Source organism: Methylobacterium gossipiicola (assembly GCF_900113485.1).
Classification (GTDB): Bacteria; Pseudomonadota; Alphaproteobacteria; order Rhizobiales; family Beijerinckiaceae; genus Methylobacterium; species Methylobacterium gossipiicola.
Map to the genome: position 1 here is coordinate 100,446 of NZ_FOPM01000014.1, position 13,899 is coordinate 114,344.

14 protein-coding genes are annotated in these 13,899 nt (G+C 68.8%); 9 read left to right on the plus strand and 5 right to left on the minus strand.

Annotated features, from left to right (window positions below; translation table 11 throughout):
- The first annotated feature begins 101 nt into the window (after positions 1 to 101).
- Positions 102 to 1,061, plus strand: a complete 960-nt coding sequence (locus tag BM249_RS13480; protein ID WP_091972583.1) for a MotA/TolQ/ExbB proton channel family protein — start codon at positions 102 to 104, stop codon at positions 1,059 to 1,061.
- Between the two features lies 1 nt (position 1,062).
- Positions 1,063 to 2,076: a peptidoglycan -binding protein gene (locus tag BM249_RS13485; protein WP_091972585.1), complete on the plus strand. Its 1,014-nt coding sequence runs from the start codon at positions 1,063 to 1,065 to the stop codon at positions 2,074 to 2,076.
- Positions 2,077 to 2,086: 10 nt separating this feature from the next.
- Here BM249_RS13485 and BM249_RS13490 read toward each other — a convergent pair whose 3' ends face one another.
- The 3 genes from BM249_RS13490 to BM249_RS13500 are packed head-to-tail and all read right to left on the minus strand — an operon-like array spanning position 2,087 to position 5,161.
- Positions 2,087 to 3,100 carry a D-cysteine desulfhydrase family protein gene (locus BM249_RS13490; RefSeq protein WP_091972586.1) on the minus strand — a complete coding sequence of 338 codons (1,014 nt, stop codon included), beginning with the start codon at positions 3,098 to 3,100 and terminating at the stop codon, positions 2,087 to 2,089.
- Between the two features lie 10 nt (positions 3,101 to 3,110).
- The gene (locus BM249_RS13495) at positions 3,111 to 4,955 is read right to left on the minus strand and encodes an ABC transporter transmembrane domain-containing protein (protein WP_091972587.1); all 1,845 of its coding nucleotides are present in this window, start codon (positions 4,953 to 4,955) and stop codon (positions 3,111 to 3,113) included.
- Complete coding sequence (locus BM249_RS13500; protein WP_091972588.1) at positions 4,955 to 5,161, minus strand: hypothetical protein; 207 nt, start codon at positions 5,159 to 5,161, stop codon at positions 4,955 to 4,957. Before BM249_RS13500 ends, BM249_RS13495 begins: the two co-directional genes overlap by 1 nt.
- A gap of 9 nt (positions 5,162 to 5,170) precedes the next feature.
- On the opposite strand from BM249_RS13500, the gene rpmE reads away from it, so the two are divergent.
- From rpmE to BM249_RS13525, 5 genes are all read left to right on the plus strand, one after another.
- Positions 5,171 to 5,425, plus strand: coding sequence for a 50S ribosomal protein L31 (gene rpmE / locus BM249_RS13505; RefSeq protein WP_018045309.1), 255 nt, complete (start codon positions 5,171 to 5,173; stop codon positions 5,423 to 5,425).
- Between the two features lie 242 nt (positions 5,426 to 5,667).
- Positions 5,668 to 6,192: an invasion associated locus B family protein gene (locus tag BM249_RS13510; protein ID WP_091972589.1), complete on the plus strand. Its 525-nt coding sequence runs from the start codon at positions 5,668 to 5,670 to the stop codon at positions 6,190 to 6,192.
- Between the two features lie 37 nt (positions 6,193 to 6,229).
- The gene (locus tag BM249_RS13515; protein WP_091972594.1) at positions 6,230 to 6,868 is read left to right on the plus strand and encodes a hypothetical protein; all 639 of its coding nucleotides are present in this window, start codon (positions 6,230 to 6,232) and stop codon (positions 6,866 to 6,868) included.
- A 43-nt stretch (positions 6,869 to 6,911) separates the two neighbouring features.
- Positions 6,912 to 8,936, plus strand: coding sequence for a glycosyltransferase family 2 protein (locus BM249_RS13520; RefSeq protein ID WP_091972596.1), 2,025 nt, complete (start codon positions 6,912 to 6,914; stop codon positions 8,934 to 8,936).
- 148 nt (positions 8,937 to 9,084) lie between these two features.
- Positions 9,085 to 10,644, plus strand: a complete 1,560-nt coding sequence (locus tag BM249_RS13525) for a glycosyltransferase (protein WP_091972598.1) — start codon at positions 9,085 to 9,087, stop codon at positions 10,642 to 10,644.
- Between the two features lie 3 nt (positions 10,645 to 10,647).
- On the opposite strand, the gene purC is transcribed toward BM249_RS13525, so the two are convergent.
- Positions 10,648 to 11,442: a phosphoribosylaminoimidazolesuccinocarboxamide synthase gene (purC, locus tag BM249_RS13530; protein WP_091972600.1), complete on the minus strand. Its 795-nt coding sequence runs from the start codon at positions 11,440 to 11,442 to the stop codon at positions 10,648 to 10,650.
- Positions 11,443 to 11,725: 283 nt separating this feature from the next.
- Positions 11,726 to 12,448, minus strand: a complete 723-nt coding sequence (gene nth / locus BM249_RS13535; protein ID WP_091972601.1) for an endonuclease III — start codon at positions 12,446 to 12,448, stop codon at positions 11,726 to 11,728.
- A 20-nt stretch (positions 12,449 to 12,468) separates the two neighbouring features.
- Between nth and BM249_RS13540 the strand changes: the two genes are divergently transcribed.
- Positions 12,469 to 12,990 carry a DUF2244 domain-containing protein gene (locus BM249_RS13540; RefSeq protein WP_091972603.1) on the plus strand — a complete coding sequence of 174 codons (522 nt, stop codon included), beginning with the start codon at positions 12,469 to 12,471 and terminating at the stop codon, positions 12,988 to 12,990.
- A 2-nt stretch (positions 12,991 to 12,992) separates the two neighbouring features.
- The gene (locus BM249_RS13545; protein WP_091972604.1) at positions 12,993 to 13,487 is read left to right on the plus strand and encodes a DUF3016 domain-containing protein; all 495 of its coding nucleotides are present in this window, start codon (positions 12,993 to 12,995) and stop codon (positions 13,485 to 13,487) included.
- Positions 13,488 to 13,899 lie beyond the last annotated feature (412 nt).

The following is a 13,899-nucleotide window of genomic DNA, read 5'->3' on the forward strand; positions in this document are numbered from 1 at the left end:
ACGGAGGCGGCTTGATCGGGAGCGAGGCTATGGCCACTGTACGGTCGAAATCGTTCCGCCCAGCGGGATCCCCCGTCGTTGCGTCAAGAGTGTCCGAGCCGATGGCGACCCCTCCCGCGACTGCGAAGCTCGCCCGGCCCGGCATCTACCTCGTACGGATGGGGGTGTTCCTCGCCCTCGTAGGCTTTCTCGCCTTCGTGCTGTTCCGGCAGATCACCCCGGCCTTCCTCGCCAATCCGGGTCTCAACGGCCTGATCCTGGGCGTGCTGCTCATCGCCGTTCTGCTCGCCTTCGGGCAGGTGATCCGGCTCTACCGCGAAGCGGCCTACGTCAACGCCGTCGTGGCCGGCGAGACGCCCGCGAAGGTGCCGTCCCTGATGGCGCCCCTGGTGCCGGCGCTTGGCGCGCGACGCCAGGGCACGACCCTGCCGGGCACCCGCGCCTTCCTCGATACGGTAGCGGCCCGCCTCGACGAGGGCCGCGAGATCCTGCGCTACGTCTCGGGCCTCCTCATCCTGCTCGGCCTCCTCGGCACCTTCTGGGGCCTGATCGATACGCTCAGCGCCGTCGGTTCGGTCATCCGGACCATGCGGGGCGGCGGCGAGGCGGCGGCGATGTTCGACGAGTTGAAGAACGGCCTCGCCGTGCCCCTGTCGGGCATCGGCCTCGCCTTCTCGGCCTCGCTGTTCGGCCTCGCCAGCTCCCTCATCGTCGGCTTCCTCGATCTCCAGGCGGGTCAGGCCCATGCCCGCTTCCACAACGAACTCGAGGACTGGCTGATGTCCGGAGAGGCCGTGGCGGCGGCCCCCGCGAAGGCGCACGAGCCGGCTTCCGCCCGCGAGTTGCAGGCGGCGGTGGACCGCCTCACCGCCGTGGTGGCCGAGGGCGCCAACGGCCGGGTGGCGACCCAGGCCATGACCAACCTCGCGGAAGGGATCCAGGGCCTCGTCCAGCACATGCGGGCGGAGCAGCAGATGATCCGCGACTGGGTTGAGGCTCAGGCGACCCGCGAGCGCGAACTGAAGCAGGTGCTCGACCGCCTCGGCCGCGAGCGGACCTGACATGGCTTCGCTGCGCTCTCGGCGCGATCGGTCCGTCAACGTCTGGCCGGGTTACGTCGATGCCCTGGCGACCCTGCTGCTCGCCGTCGTCTTCCTGCTCACCATCTTCGTGGTGGGCCAATTCTTCCTGTCGCAGGAAATCACCGGCCGCGATTCGGTGCTCACCCGCCTCAATCGCCAGATCGCCGATCTCACCGACCTCCTCGCCCTCGAACGGTCGAGCCGCAAGACGCAGGAAGCGACCGTCTCGTCCCTGCGCAACACCCTGCTGGGCGCCGAAGCCGAGCGAGACCGCCTCAAGCTCAAATCCGAAGCGGGTGAGGGCGCCACCGCAAAGCAGGGCGAGGTGGATCGACAACTCGCCGCGGATCGGGCGGGGGCGGCCCGCGCGGCGACGCAGATCGACCTCCTCAACGAGCAGATCGCCGCCATGCGCCGGCAGCTCGCCGCCTTGGAGGACGCCCTGGCGGCTTCGGAAAACCGCGACAAGGAGAGCCAAGCCCGCATCGCCGATCTCGGCAGCCGTCTCAACGTGGCGCTGGCGCAGAAAGTCCAGGAACTGGCGCGCTACCGCTCGGACTTCTTCGGTCGCCTGCGTCAGATCCTCGGCAGCCGCCCGGACATCCGCGTCGTCGGCGACCGTTTCGTCCTGCAATCCGAAGTGCTGTTTCCGGCGGGCTCCGCGACCCTGAAGCCGGAGGCGGCGCCGGAACTCGACCGGATCGCCGGGGCTATCCTCGACCTGTCGCGGCAGATCCCGGCCGATATTCCGTGGGTGTTGCGGGTCGACGGCCACACGGATGTCCGGCCCATCGCCAGCGCGCAATTTCCCTCGAACTGGTCGCTCTCGGCGGCGCGTGCCATCGCGGTGGTGCAGGCCATGGTCGCGAAGGGCATTCCGGCCCAGCGCCTGCTGGCGGGCGCCTTCGGCGAGTTCCAGCCCATCGATCCGGGCACGACCGAGGAAGCCTATGCCCGCAATCGCCGGATCGAGATGAAGCTCACGGAACGCTGAGGGGCCTGGCTCAGCCGGCCATGACCTCCGGATAGGCGAACAGGCCCGGTACGCCGCCGGTCATCACGAACAGCACGGCCGCGCCCGCAGGGTAACGCGCCGCCCGCACATCGTGCAGCAGGCCCGCGAAGGCCTTGCCGCTATAGACGGGATCGAGGAGCAGGCCTTCAGTCCGGGCGAGGAGGCGCACGGCGTCGAGCATCTCCTCGGTTGGAATGCCGTAGCCGGAGCCGCGATGGGCTCCGTCGATGAGGATGTCGTCGGCCGCGAGTGCGGCATCGGGCGCGAGGAGGGACAGGGTGGCGTTGGCCTTGTCGAGGGTGATCGCCCTGGCCCGGTCCGCCGTTTCCAGCACGGCGTAGGATTTGGCGAGACGCGGATCGCGCCCCGAGGCGCGAAGGCCGGCGGCAAGGCCCGCATGGGTGCCGCAACTGCCGTTCGGGACGACGATCTGCGCGAGGTCGAGACTCGTGGCTTCGGCCTGCACGAGGATTTCGGCGGCGCACGCCGCGTAGCCGAGGCAGCCGACCGGGCTCGAACCGCCGGAGGGAAACACGTAGACCCGCCGCCCCGCCGCGCGAAGTTCCTCGGCCCGCGCTTCGGCATGTCCGAGGGAATCGGCCTCGGCGGGAAGTTCGTGGACGGTGGCACCGAACACGTCGTCGAGGAGACGGTTGCCGCTGCGGGTATAGGCGTCCGTCGACCGAGGCACGCTGCGTGTGAGGAAGAGTTCACAGGCGAACCCCGACCGCGCGGCGGCGGCGGCCGTGAGACGCGCATGGTTCGATTGGATCGCTCCGACCGTGATCACCGTGTCGGCCCCCTCGGCGCGGGCGGCCCCGAGGAGGAATTCGAGCTTGCGCAGCTTGTTGCCGCCGATGCCGAACCGGGCGAGGTCGTCGCGCTTCACGAACAGCCGGACCCCGTTGAGACTGCCGCCGAGGTGCCGGCCGAGCCCGTCGAGGGGCTCGATGGGGCTCGGCAGGTCGAGGAGGGGCAGGCGGGGAAAACGGGTGAAATCCATCGCCGGGCTCCTACTCGGCCGGCAGCGCTTCGCGCTGCGCGCGCGATTCGCGTCGGGACGTCTCTTCGAACGCATCGGTGAATTGGAGCGCGGCGAGCTGAGCGTAGAGCGCACCCCGCGCCAGGAGACTGTCATGCGTGCCGGATTCGACGATGCGGCCGCCGTCGAGGACGAGGATGCGGTCCGCCGCCCGGATGGTGGCGAGGCGGTGAGCGATGACCAGGGTGGTCCGGCCGCGCATCAGGGTGTCGAGGGCGGTCTGCACCGCGCGCTCGCTCTCGGCATCCAGCGCCGAGGTCGCTTCGTCGAGGAGCAGGATCGGCGCGTCCTTCAGGATGGCGCGGGCGATGGCGACGCGCTGGCGCTGGCCGCCCGACAGGGTGACGCCGCGCTCCCCCACCGTGGTGGCGTAACCCTGGGGCAGGGCGCGGATGAACCCGTCGGCATGGGCGAGTTCGGCGGCGCGCTGAACCTGCGCCTCCGTCGCCTCCGGCCGGCCGTAGCGGATATTGTCCAGAACCGAGCCGGAGAACACCGCCGGGTCCTGGGGAACGAGGGACAGGCGCTCGCGCAGGGCATCGGGATCCGTCCGCGTGATGTCGGTGCCATCGATCCGGATGGTGCCGCTCTGCGGATCGTAGAAGCGCAGCAGCAGTTGCAGCACCGTGGTCTTGCCCGCCCCCGAGGGGCCGACCAGGGCCACGCGCTCACCCGGCGCGATGGTGAAGCTGATTCCGTCGAGCGACGGATGGTCGGGGCGGGTCGGGTAGAGGAAGCGCACGGCCTCGAACGCCACCTCGCCGCGCGGCGGGGAGGGCAGGGGGAGCGGATCGGCCGGGGCCTGGATCGCGGGCTTTGCCGCCAGGATCTCACCGAGGCGCTCGGCGGCGCCGGCGGCCTGCGCGAGTTCGCCGTACACTTCCGACAGCTGGCCCAGGGCACTCGCGCCGAACACGGCGTAGAGCACGAATTGCGACAGTTGCCCGGCCGTCATGGTGCCGGCCAGCACGCCTTGCGCCCCGTACCACATCACTCCGACGACGCTCGCCGAGATGAGGAAGATGGCGACACCCGTGAGCAGGGCGCGGGCGCGAATCGAATCGCGGGCGGCCCCGTAGGCATTCTCGGAGGCTTGCGCGAAGCGGGCCGCCGTGGAGCGGCCCATGCCGAAAGCCTGCATGGTGCGGATCGCACCCACGGCTTCCGCCGCGTAGGCGGACGCTTCCGCGAGGCGGTCCTGCGCCGCGCGGGAGCGCCGCCGCACGCCGCGTCCCGACAGGATCAGCGGGAACACGATGAGGGGGATCGCCACGAGGACGAGAATCGAGAGCTTGGGGCTGGTGATCACCATCATGGTGACGGCCCCGGTGAACAGGAAGGCGTTGCGGAGCAGGATCGAGATGCTGACGCCGAAGACCGCCTTGACCTGCGTGGCGTCGGCGGTGAGGCGCGAGATGATCTCGCCCGACAGCGAACGATCGAAGAAGGCGGGGTCGAGTTCGGTCAGGCGTCGGAACACGGCGGTGCGCAGATCCGCCACCACGCGTTCGCCCAGCGTCACCACCGTGTAGTAGCGCGCCGCACTCGACAGGGCGAGGACGGCGACGACGCCGATGAGACCGCCGAAATAGGCGTTGATGACGCTTTGGCCCTCCGGCGAGAAGCCGTGATCGATGACCCGGCGCAGGGCCATGGGCACCACCAGGGTGGCGAGGGAGGCCATGAGCAGGGACAGGAAGGCCGCGAGGATTCGTCCGCGATAGACGGCGGCGAACGGGACCAGGGGGCGCAGGGAGCCGAGCGGCGCCCGCGGACGCCCCTCGGTGGACGCTTTCTTTTTCGAGCCGCGTGCCATCATGCCTCGTCGGTGTTGGCGATGTCCGGGGTGCGGACATCGGTGTGGAAAGCTTGAAACTCCATGAAGCCGCGCATGAACCCGCGATTGCCTGCGGCGCCGCGCTTGTCCAGCGCCGACGCCTGGGGTATAGGCGCGCCTTCATCCGATTGCGCGTGATCTAAGGCCGCGGGCCGCCAGACGAGCCGGTCGGCGGGGTACTTCAAGGATTCGTCATGGCAAAGAGTGCGGCCGACAAGGCCAAGGGTACCGAGCATCCCGACTATCACTTCATCAAGGTCGTGATGACCGATGGGTCCGACTACATGACCCGGTCGACCTACGGCAAGGAGGGTGACACCCTCAACCTCGACATCGACCCCAACACCCACCCGGCCTGGACCGGTGGCGAGCAGAAGATGCTCGATCGCGGTGGTCGCGTGTCGCGCTTTAACTCGCGCTTCGGTGCCCTCTCGTTCGGCAAGAAGTAACTGTTGGCGTCTCGCCCGCTTCAGGGCGAGTGTCAGTCGATCCGAATGGGCGGTGCCGAGGGCGCCGCCCATTCGCGTTTCGGGGCCTGTCGCCTCAAGGCCATGTCGTGAGCCGGGGGCAGCGGCGTCGCATCGCTTGACAGATGCGGCTCTCGCATGGTCCCAAGCCTCGGGGTCCTGGCCCCGGGGTTTCTGCCGCGTTCGCGCGGCCGCAAGGGGTTTTCCGCGTGGGATTTCGAGCAATGCTGCGGCGTGACCGCCCCCGCGTCGCCCGCTGGTCCGGCCTCGCCCTGGTGGGCGGTTTGGTGGCCTCCGGCCTGAGCACGCCGGCGGCCGCGCAGGGCATGGTTCGCAACACGTTCGGCGATTGGCAGCTGCGGTGCGAGACGCCGGCGGGGGCCAAGGCCGAGCAATGTGCCCTAGTGCAGTATCTCGCCGCCGAGGACCGCCCGAACCTCACCCTCGTGGTGATCGTGCTGAAGACCGCCGACAACCGGGGCTACCTCCTGCGGGTGGTGGCGCCCCTGGGCATCCTCCTGCCGTCTGGCCTCGGCCTCAAGATCGACAAGACCGATATCGGGCGTGCCGGCTTCGTGCGCTGCCTCACCACGGGCTGCGTCGCCGAGGTGGTCATGGACGAAGGGCTGATCAAGCAATTCAACGCTGGCGCTCAGGCGACCTTCATCGTGTTTCAGACCCCGGAGGAGGGGGTCGGCATCCCCCTCTCCATGAAGGGGTTCGCCCAAGGGTTCGAGAATCTGAAATAGGGACCGGCCGCGAACCGCCGCATCTCGGGAACGGATCATGTCGAAGCATCCCCGCCGGGCCCTTCCGTGGCTCCTGACCGTGGTTCCGCTCGTCCTCGCCGGGCAGGCGGCGCAGGCCGAGGAGGGCAACATCTTCACCAACATCTTCAAATATGGCGGCACCACCGTGCCCCCGTCGCAGGCCGCTCCCCTCGACGAGCCCTATTGCCCCACCGTCGACGTGCCGGAAGGTGGCGCCGCCCTGCGCAATCCGCCCAACGCGTCCGGCACCGCCTTGCGCAGCCAGACCACCCTCGGGCGCCTCGCCCGCGAATGCACGCGGCTTCAGGACGGCGGGATTCGCGTGAAGGTCGGCATCGAAGGGCACGTGCTGCTCGGCCCGGCCGGCGCACCCGGCCGGTTCGAGGCACCCCTGGCCGTCAGCCTCAAAGCTGCCGGCAAGGTGATCGCCACGCGTAGCCGCCGGGTGGCCGTCGCCGTGCCGTCTGGCGCCGCCCAGGGACTGTTCTCCGTCATCGAAGACGACCTCATTGTACCGGCGGCTTCCGCGGGCAATTACGACATCGAGGTCCGTCTGGGTGGGAGCGCCCCGCATCACGCCCCGGGCCGCCGCAAGCCGGCGGTGCCCTTGGCCACTTCGGAGGCGCCCGTCGCCGCGCCGGCGACGGAGGAATGAGGGCACCGTCGCGCCGCGCCGTAACAGCGTCTGCCCCGGGATCATGAGGCGCGGCGCATGGCTCGGCCGCTCGACGGCCTTCACCCTCGACCCCCGCGAGGACGCCGTCTTCGGCTGGCGTCTGCGCCTGTCCGGGGCACCGCGCGGGGTATGGCTGGTGCTGACCTACCGCGAACACGCGGTCGATCGCCCGCTACGGCCCCTGATCCGACTCGTCCGGGACGCTGATCGTCACGACGTGTTTCCCCTGCCCGGGGCCGCGTTGGGCGCGGCCTCCTGGCTCGGCTACCTGCCGTCGGATTGTACCGACATCCACCTCGCCCTCGATCCGCGCACGGATTTCGAGCTCGAACGAGTGGGCGTGCGAAGCCATGCCGACATCTTCGCCGAGTGCTTCGCCAAGCGTCCTGCGCGAGCCTTCGCCGCCCTGTACAATGCGGTGCGGGGCGATGAGCGACGGTTCCGGGATATCCTGCGCGGTGCCTGCGCCACCGCGCCTCGGACACGCTATCGGCAATGGGCCGCCTCGCGGCGGCGCCTCGAAGCCGTCTCACCCCCGGAAGCCGGTCCGGTGATTCACCTCGTCCTGCCGACGGGCCGGTCCGATGCGGATGCCGTGGTCCAGACCCTTCGGAGCCTCATGGCCCAGACGTTGTCCCGGTGGCATTGCACCGTGGCCTGGGCCGACGGGTGCGAGACCATGCCCTATGCCGGCCCCCGGGTGAGCCACCGGGATTGGACCGGGGCCTCTTCGCTGCGGGATCTCGTCCCCCATGCGGATGTTCTCGGGATTCTCACGCCCGGCGAATGCTTAACGCCGGACGCCCTTGCACTCATGACGGACGCCCTCGGGGCCGCGAGCGCGCCCGAGATGGTCTACGCCGACGGGGAAACCGTCGCGGACGATCCGCGCCCCCGCCTGAAGCCGGATTGGAGCCCCGATCTCGCCCTGGCCCAAGGGTATCCCGGCTTTACACTCTATGCCGGCGGCCTCCTCGCCGATCTGATGGATCGTCCGTTCGGTCCGCCCGAAACCTGTCGGATCGACATCGGTTTGCGCGCTGCCGGGGCGGTGGCTCCCGAGCGCGCCGCTCACCTCCCGCGCATCCTCCTTCAGGTCCCGGCCGCCGACCGCGCGGCGTGGCCCGCCGGCCGCGTCGAACGCTACTTGGCCGAGACCGGTTCTGCGGTACGCTGGCAGAGGTTTCCCGCCGGCCCCGATCTGCTCTGGCCCCTGCCCGAACCCGCCCCCCTGGTCAGCATCGTGATTCCCTCGCGGGATCGCCTCGACCTCATCCGCACCGCGATCGACGGTTTGCTCAACGGCACGGCCTATCCGGCCCTCGAGGTGGTGATCGTCGACAACGGCTCCACCGACCCGGCGGTGCACACTTATTATGACGGTCTGCGCCGCGACCCGCGCGTGACGATTCTAGACTGGCTTGGTCCCTTCGATTTTTCGGCCATGACCAATGCGGGTGTGGCGTCGAGCCGGGGGCGCGTCGTCGTGCTTCTCAACAACGACATCGCCGTGCTGCGCGCGGATTGGCTCGACGCGCTTGTACGGCAGGCGTGCCGCCCGGAGGTCGGGGCCGTCGGCGCCAAGCTCCTCTATGCCGACGGGACGCTCCAGCATGCAGGCGTCGTCGTCGGCCTCGGCGGCCGCGCCGGGCACATCCTGCGCCGTCGCCCTGGCGACACGCCGGGCCATCTCGGACAGATGCGCGTCGCCCACGAGGTCTCGGCCGTCACCGCCGCCTGCCTCGCCGTGGAGCGGCACAAGTACGATGCCGTGGGCGGCCTCGACGCCGAGGCGTTCCCCATCGATTTCAACGACGTCGACCTCTGCCTCCGCCTCGGCGCCGCCGGCTACAAGACGGTGTGGACGCCCCACGCCGTGGTGGCTCACCTCGAATCCACCAGTCGCGGCCCGGCCGTCGGCGCGGCGCGGGTCCGTTTCGAAGCCGAGGCCGAGCGCTTCGTCGCCCGCTGGCGCGACACCATCCGGCACGACCCGTACTATCATCCGGCCCTCTCGCTCACGACCTTCGGGGAGGATCTCGAATGACTCTCCTGCAGGAGATCGTCCGCTGACCAACATACCCGGAGATCCGCTACCCTTCGCCATACCGGCTCGACCGGCCCTCTCTGCGCGCCTGTGGACTACCGCCGCGACGATCCTCCGGTATCCCCGGGACGCCGCCGCCATCCTGACGATGCGTCTGGCTGGCAAGCGTGTCCGCGCGGCGCAGGCCCGGGCGGCCCTCTTCGGCCTCGATCACCATGCCGTGCGGTGGCCGGATCGCGCGCCGGGGCCGGAATCCTTCGCCGACGCTGCGGGAGGCACCATCGCGGTGGTGTCGGCGGACGAACTCACCGGGCCGACGAATCCGGCTAGCGACATCATCGTTCTCACGGCGCCCGGCCACAGCCTCACAGATGGCGCGTGTGCCATCCTCGCGCACACCTTCGCGGCGCACCCGGAGCGCCTCACCCTCTACGGGGATGCCCTCGTGCACTCACGCGGCGCGTTCCTTCCGATCCTGCGCCCGGCCTTCGACGCGGATTACCTCCGGGCGTTCGATTACATCGGCCCCGTCGTCGCGATCCGCCGCACCGCCCTCGATGCCGTCGGCGGACTCGACGACCTCGATCCGCAGGCCCCGGCCTTCGATGCGCTCCTTCGCCTGGCGGCTTCGTTCGGGGGGCGAGCCATCGGCCACTTGCCCACCGTCCTGTCCCGCTTCGACGGGGCATGCGAAACCACGATGCCTCCGGCAGGGGAGGGGGGGCGAGACGAGGAGGCTGCCCGCCTGACCTGCGTCCGCCGCGACCTCGAACGGGGAGGGCGGTCGGCGGTCGAGGCGCGTCTCGGATCGGACGGCGTCATCACCCTCGCGCGCCCGCTGCCCGAACCGCCACCCCGCGTCAGCCTCATCGTCCCGACCCGCGACCGCCTCGATCTCCTGCGGCCCTGCCTCGACAGCCTGCGCTACCGCACCGACTGGCCGGACCGGGAAATCCTGATCTGCGACAACGACAGTCGCGACCCCGAAACCCTGGCGTATCTCGCCGCCCTGACCCGGGACGGCATCGCCCGGGTTGTCCCGTGTCCCGGCCCGTTCGATTTCGCCGCCATGAACAACAGGGCGGCGGCAGCGGCGACCGGCCGCGTCCTCGCCTTCGTCAACAACGACGTCGCCGCCACGGACCCGACTTGGCTCGACCGGATGGTGCGCGAGGCCCTGCGCCCCGAGATCGGCGCCGTCGGCGCCCGCCTCATCGACGGGCGTGGACGCATCCAGCATGGCGGCGTGATTCTGGGCCCCGGCGGCCTCGTCACCCACGCCCACCGGTTCTTTCCGGGGGATGCCCCCGGCTATCTTTCGAGCCTGCGCGCCACCCGCCGCGTCTCGGCCGTCACGGCGGCCTGCCTCGTGGTCGAGGCCAGCAAGTTCCGGGATGTCGGCGGCTTCGATGCCGCCGCCTTCGCGGTGGATTTCAACGATGTCGACCTGTGTCTGCGCCTGAACGCGGCCGGCCATCACAGCCTTTATGTGGGCGGCGCCATCCTCACCCATGACGAGGCGGCGAGCCGCCGCTGGACGCCGCAAGCCCGCGCCCGGCACGAGGGGGAGGTGGCGGCGTTCAAAAAGCGATGGGGGCCGCTGCTGACGCAGGACCCCCATTATCATCCGGGATTCGATCCCGATCTCGGTACCTATGCGCGGTTGCGTTCCGGTTGGCCGGAGACCGGCCCGGTCGCGCCGCGCTGAACGTTACTGCACGAGGCGCGGGCCGCCAGACTGGACCTTCTCGTTCTCGGACATGATGCCGAGGCGTTTGGCCACTTCGGTATAGGCTTCGATGAGCCCACCGAGATCCTTGCGGAAGCGGTCCTTGTCGAGCTTGTCCGAGGACTTGATGTCCCACAGGCGGCAGGAATCCGGGGAGATCTCGTCGGCGACGACGATGCGCATCATGTCGCCTTCCCACAGACGGCCGGTCTCGATCTTGAAGTCGACGAGGCGGATGCCGACGCCGAGGAAAAGGCCGGACAGGAAGTCATTGACGCGGATTGCCAGCGCCATGATGTCGTCGATCTCCTGTGGCGTCGCCCAGCCGAACGCCGTGATATGCTCCTCGGACACCATCGGGTCGTTGAGGGCATCGTTCTTGTAATAGAACTCGATGATCGAGCGCGGCAGCTGCGTGCCTTCCTCCAGGCCGAGGCGGGTCGCCAGGGAGCCGGCGGCGACGTTGCGCACCACCACTTCAAGGGGGATGATCTCGACTTCGCGGATCAGCTGCTCGCGCATGTTCAGGCGGCGGATGAAGTGCGTCGGCACGCCGATGTCGTTCAGGTGCTGGAAGACGAACTCGGAAATCCGGTTGTTCAGCACGCCCTTGCCGTCGATGACGTCATGCTTCTGCGCGTTGAAGGCGGTCGCATCATCCTTGAAGTGCTGAATGAGCGTTCCGGGCTCGGGACCCTCGTAGAGGACCTTCGCCTTGCCCTCGTAGATGCGACGGCGGCGGTTCATAGGCGTGTACCGTGGTTTGAGAAAATCCATGGGCCGTGACTCCTTTGCACGAAGGATGGGGAATCCGCGGCGTGGCGGCCGTTCGGGTGGCCGGGCCGCAAAGACGCATCGTTCGTCGAAAGTCTCCACGACCGTGGCGCAAACTACCCGAACCGAACTGGCAGCACAACGCGCTGGCCGGATGGGTGCCATCCGGCCCCTGGGGAGGTGCCGACTTTTCGCGCGTTACGGTGAAGCGCGAGCATCGTCCCGAACGGTGGGTTTCGGCTTTCGGGAAAAGACGATGCGGAAACGATGATCGAGGGCGCGGCTCTCAGGCCGCCACGGTCTTCATCGGATACCGGCACAGATCCGCGATGGGACAGACCGGGCACTCGGGTTTGCGCGCCTTGCAGATGTAGCGGCCGAACAGGATCAGCCAATGATGGGCGTTGAGCCGGTAGGGCTCCGGCACGATGGCTTCGAGTCCGGCCTGGACCTTGTCGGTGGTCGGCGCGACGAAGAGGGGAATGCGATTGGAGACCCGGAAGATATGGGTGTCCACCGCGATGGTCGGAACGCCGAAGGCGACGTTGAGGACGACGCTTGCCGTCTTGGTGCCGACGCCGGGGAGAACTTCCAGATCCTCGCGCGCCCGTGGCACCTCGCCCCCGTGACGCTCCACCAGGATGCGCGACAACGCGATGACGTTCTTGGCCTTGGTGTTGAACAGACCGATGGTCCGAATGAAATCCCGCACCCGCTCCTCGCCGAGGGCCAGCATCTTGTCCGGCGTGTCCGCGACAGCGAAGAGGGGGGCGGTCGCGAGATTCACGCTTTTGTCCGTCGCCTGGGCCGACAGGACCACGGCCACGAGGAGGGTGAAGGGATTGCGGTAGACGAGTTCGGCCTTCGGCTCGGGATCGGCGGCGCGCAGCCGAGCGAAGATCTCCTCCCGCTCTGCCGCCCCCACGGGCGCGGGGAGTGCGACGATCGGCTTTGCGACGGGCTTCGCTCGCGGCGATTTCTTCGGTGGGGTCGGCTGTCGCGTGCGCATGACCGCGTTATATTGCGCGCATGGCGAGCGGCAATATCCCGATGCATCCGGACGGGCTCGATCCCGACAGCATGGACCGGCCGGTCTTCCGCGCCACCATTCGGCCGAACCAATCCCTGAGCCCGGACGGTTTCCGCAACGTGATGATTGCGTGCGGTCTCGTCTCGCTGGTGACCTCCATCGTTTGTATCCAGGCGGGCTTCTGGCCCGTGGCCGGCTTCTTCGGCCTCGACATGCTCGCCCTCTATGCCGCCCTGAAGGCGAGCTTTCGCCGGGGGCACTCGTTCGAAGAGGTGATGATCACGCCCGTGGAGGTGATGCTGGCGCGCGTCAGCCATCGGGGCGAACGCCGGGAATGGCGATTCAACCCTCTTTGGACGAAGCTGACTAAGGTCGAGGACGAGGAATACGGCCTCCAGACCCTGACCCTGGTGTCGCGCCGCGAATACGTGGTGGTGGCCCGTGATGCCTCGCCGACGGATCGGGAAGAGATCGCGGAGGAACTCGGTCGGGCCCTGGCTCGGGTGAAGAAGGGTTTCTGAGAATGCGCGGTCGCTCCCTGGCCGTCGCCGCCGCGCTCGTACTTTGGGCGAGCGGCGCCTCGGCCCAGGTGAGCGTCCGCTTCGTCGAGCCGGACCGTTACACCGATGCCGAGAACCGTCTCGGATCAGGCCTCACCCTGAGAATCACGCTGGGCGAGATCCGGCGTATTTTCGAAGGGCTCGGCCGGTCCCTCCCGGTGGACCGTGGTCTTGCCATCGATGTCCTCGACATCGATCTCGCCGGCATCGAACGGCCCGGCGCCAATGCTCCGTTCGGCCTGCGTGTCGTCAGCGACGTCACCCCGCCGCGCTTTCGCCTGCGCTATGTCCTCTCGGAGGGGCGTCGTCGCCTCGCCGCGGGCGAAGAGGTGGTGACCGATCCCAACTTCCTGCTGCGCGCGTCCCGATTCTCGAACGGCGCGTTCGACCATGAGCGTGATCTGCTGCGCGAATGGTTTCGACGCCGCATCGTCGAGGGGCGGCCGGCGCCCGGCTGAGGGGCTCCGGAATGGTCCGGGCCGAGAAACGCCGTTTCCATGCGTTTTCAGCGTCTTACGCCCGCCTGTCACGCAACCTTCTCGAAAAGCGCATCGGTTCGTCATTTGGGCGTTGACGGGCCGGGATTGGGCCTCTAGAAGCCTGTTCATCGGCGGCGGCCAGCGGGTCCTTCGGGACTGGCGGGGCGGGTTGGCCGGTCATCTCGGAGATGTTGCGGATGGATGATCCGGCCTTGGCTGGATGGTCCGCTGTTTTTGTCTCTTGGATGCTGTCTTGTCTGGTTGGGCGGTCCGGTTCGCTGGATTGTCTGGGTTGACAGGGCGGAGGCGGGGCTCTAGACGCTCCGGACCCAAGGCGGACGGCGGGACGACTTACCGATGGTGAGTTCGGTACCACGGTTCGCCAAGTCGG

Coding starts and splice junctions, on each gene's coding strand:
- rpmE (WP_018045309.1), top strand. CDS start 5,171: ATGGCAAAGAGTGCGGCCGACAAGGCCAAGGGTACCGAGCATCCCGAC.
- BM249_RS13540 (WP_091972603.1), top strand. CDS start 12,469: ATGGCGAGCGGCAATATCCCGATGCATCCGGACGGGCTCGATCCCGAC.
- BM249_RS13525 (WP_091972598.1), top strand. CDS start 9,085: ATGCGTCTGGCTGGCAAGCGTGTCCGCGCGGCGCAGGCCCGGGCGGCC.
- BM249_RS13490 (WP_091972586.1), bottom strand. CDS start 3,100: ATGGATTTCACCCGTTTTCCCCGCCTGCCCCTCCTCGACCTGCCGAGC.
- nth (WP_091972601.1), bottom strand. CDS start 12,448: ATGCGCACGCGACAGCCGACCCCACCGAAGAAATCGCCGCGAGCGAAG.
- BM249_RS13485 (WP_091972585.1), top strand. CDS start 1,063: ATGGCTTCGCTGCGCTCTCGGCGCGATCGGTCCGTCAACGTCTGGCCG.
- BM249_RS13520 (WP_091972596.1), top strand. CDS start 6,912: ATGAGGCGCGGCGCATGGCTCGGCCGCTCGACGGCCTTCACCCTCGAC.
- BM249_RS13495 (WP_091972587.1), bottom strand. CDS start 4,955: ATGGCACGCGGCTCGAAAAAGAAAGCGTCCACCGAGGGGCGTCCGCGG.
- BM249_RS13515 (WP_091972594.1), top strand. CDS start 6,230: ATGTCGAAGCATCCCCGCCGGGCCCTTCCGTGGCTCCTGACCGTGGTT.
- BM249_RS13480 (WP_091972583.1), top strand. CDS start 102: ATGGCGACCCCTCCCGCGACTGCGAAGCTCGCCCGGCCCGGCATCTAC.
- BM249_RS13545 (WP_091972604.1), top strand. CDS start 12,993: ATGCGCGGTCGCTCCCTGGCCGTCGCCGCCGCGCTCGTACTTTGGGCG.
- BM249_RS13510 (WP_091972589.1), top strand. CDS start 5,668: ATGCTGCGGCGTGACCGCCCCCGCGTCGCCCGCTGGTCCGGCCTCGCC.
- purC (WP_091972600.1), bottom strand. CDS start 11,442: ATGGATTTTCTCAAACCACGGTACACGCCTATGAACCGCCGCCGTCGC.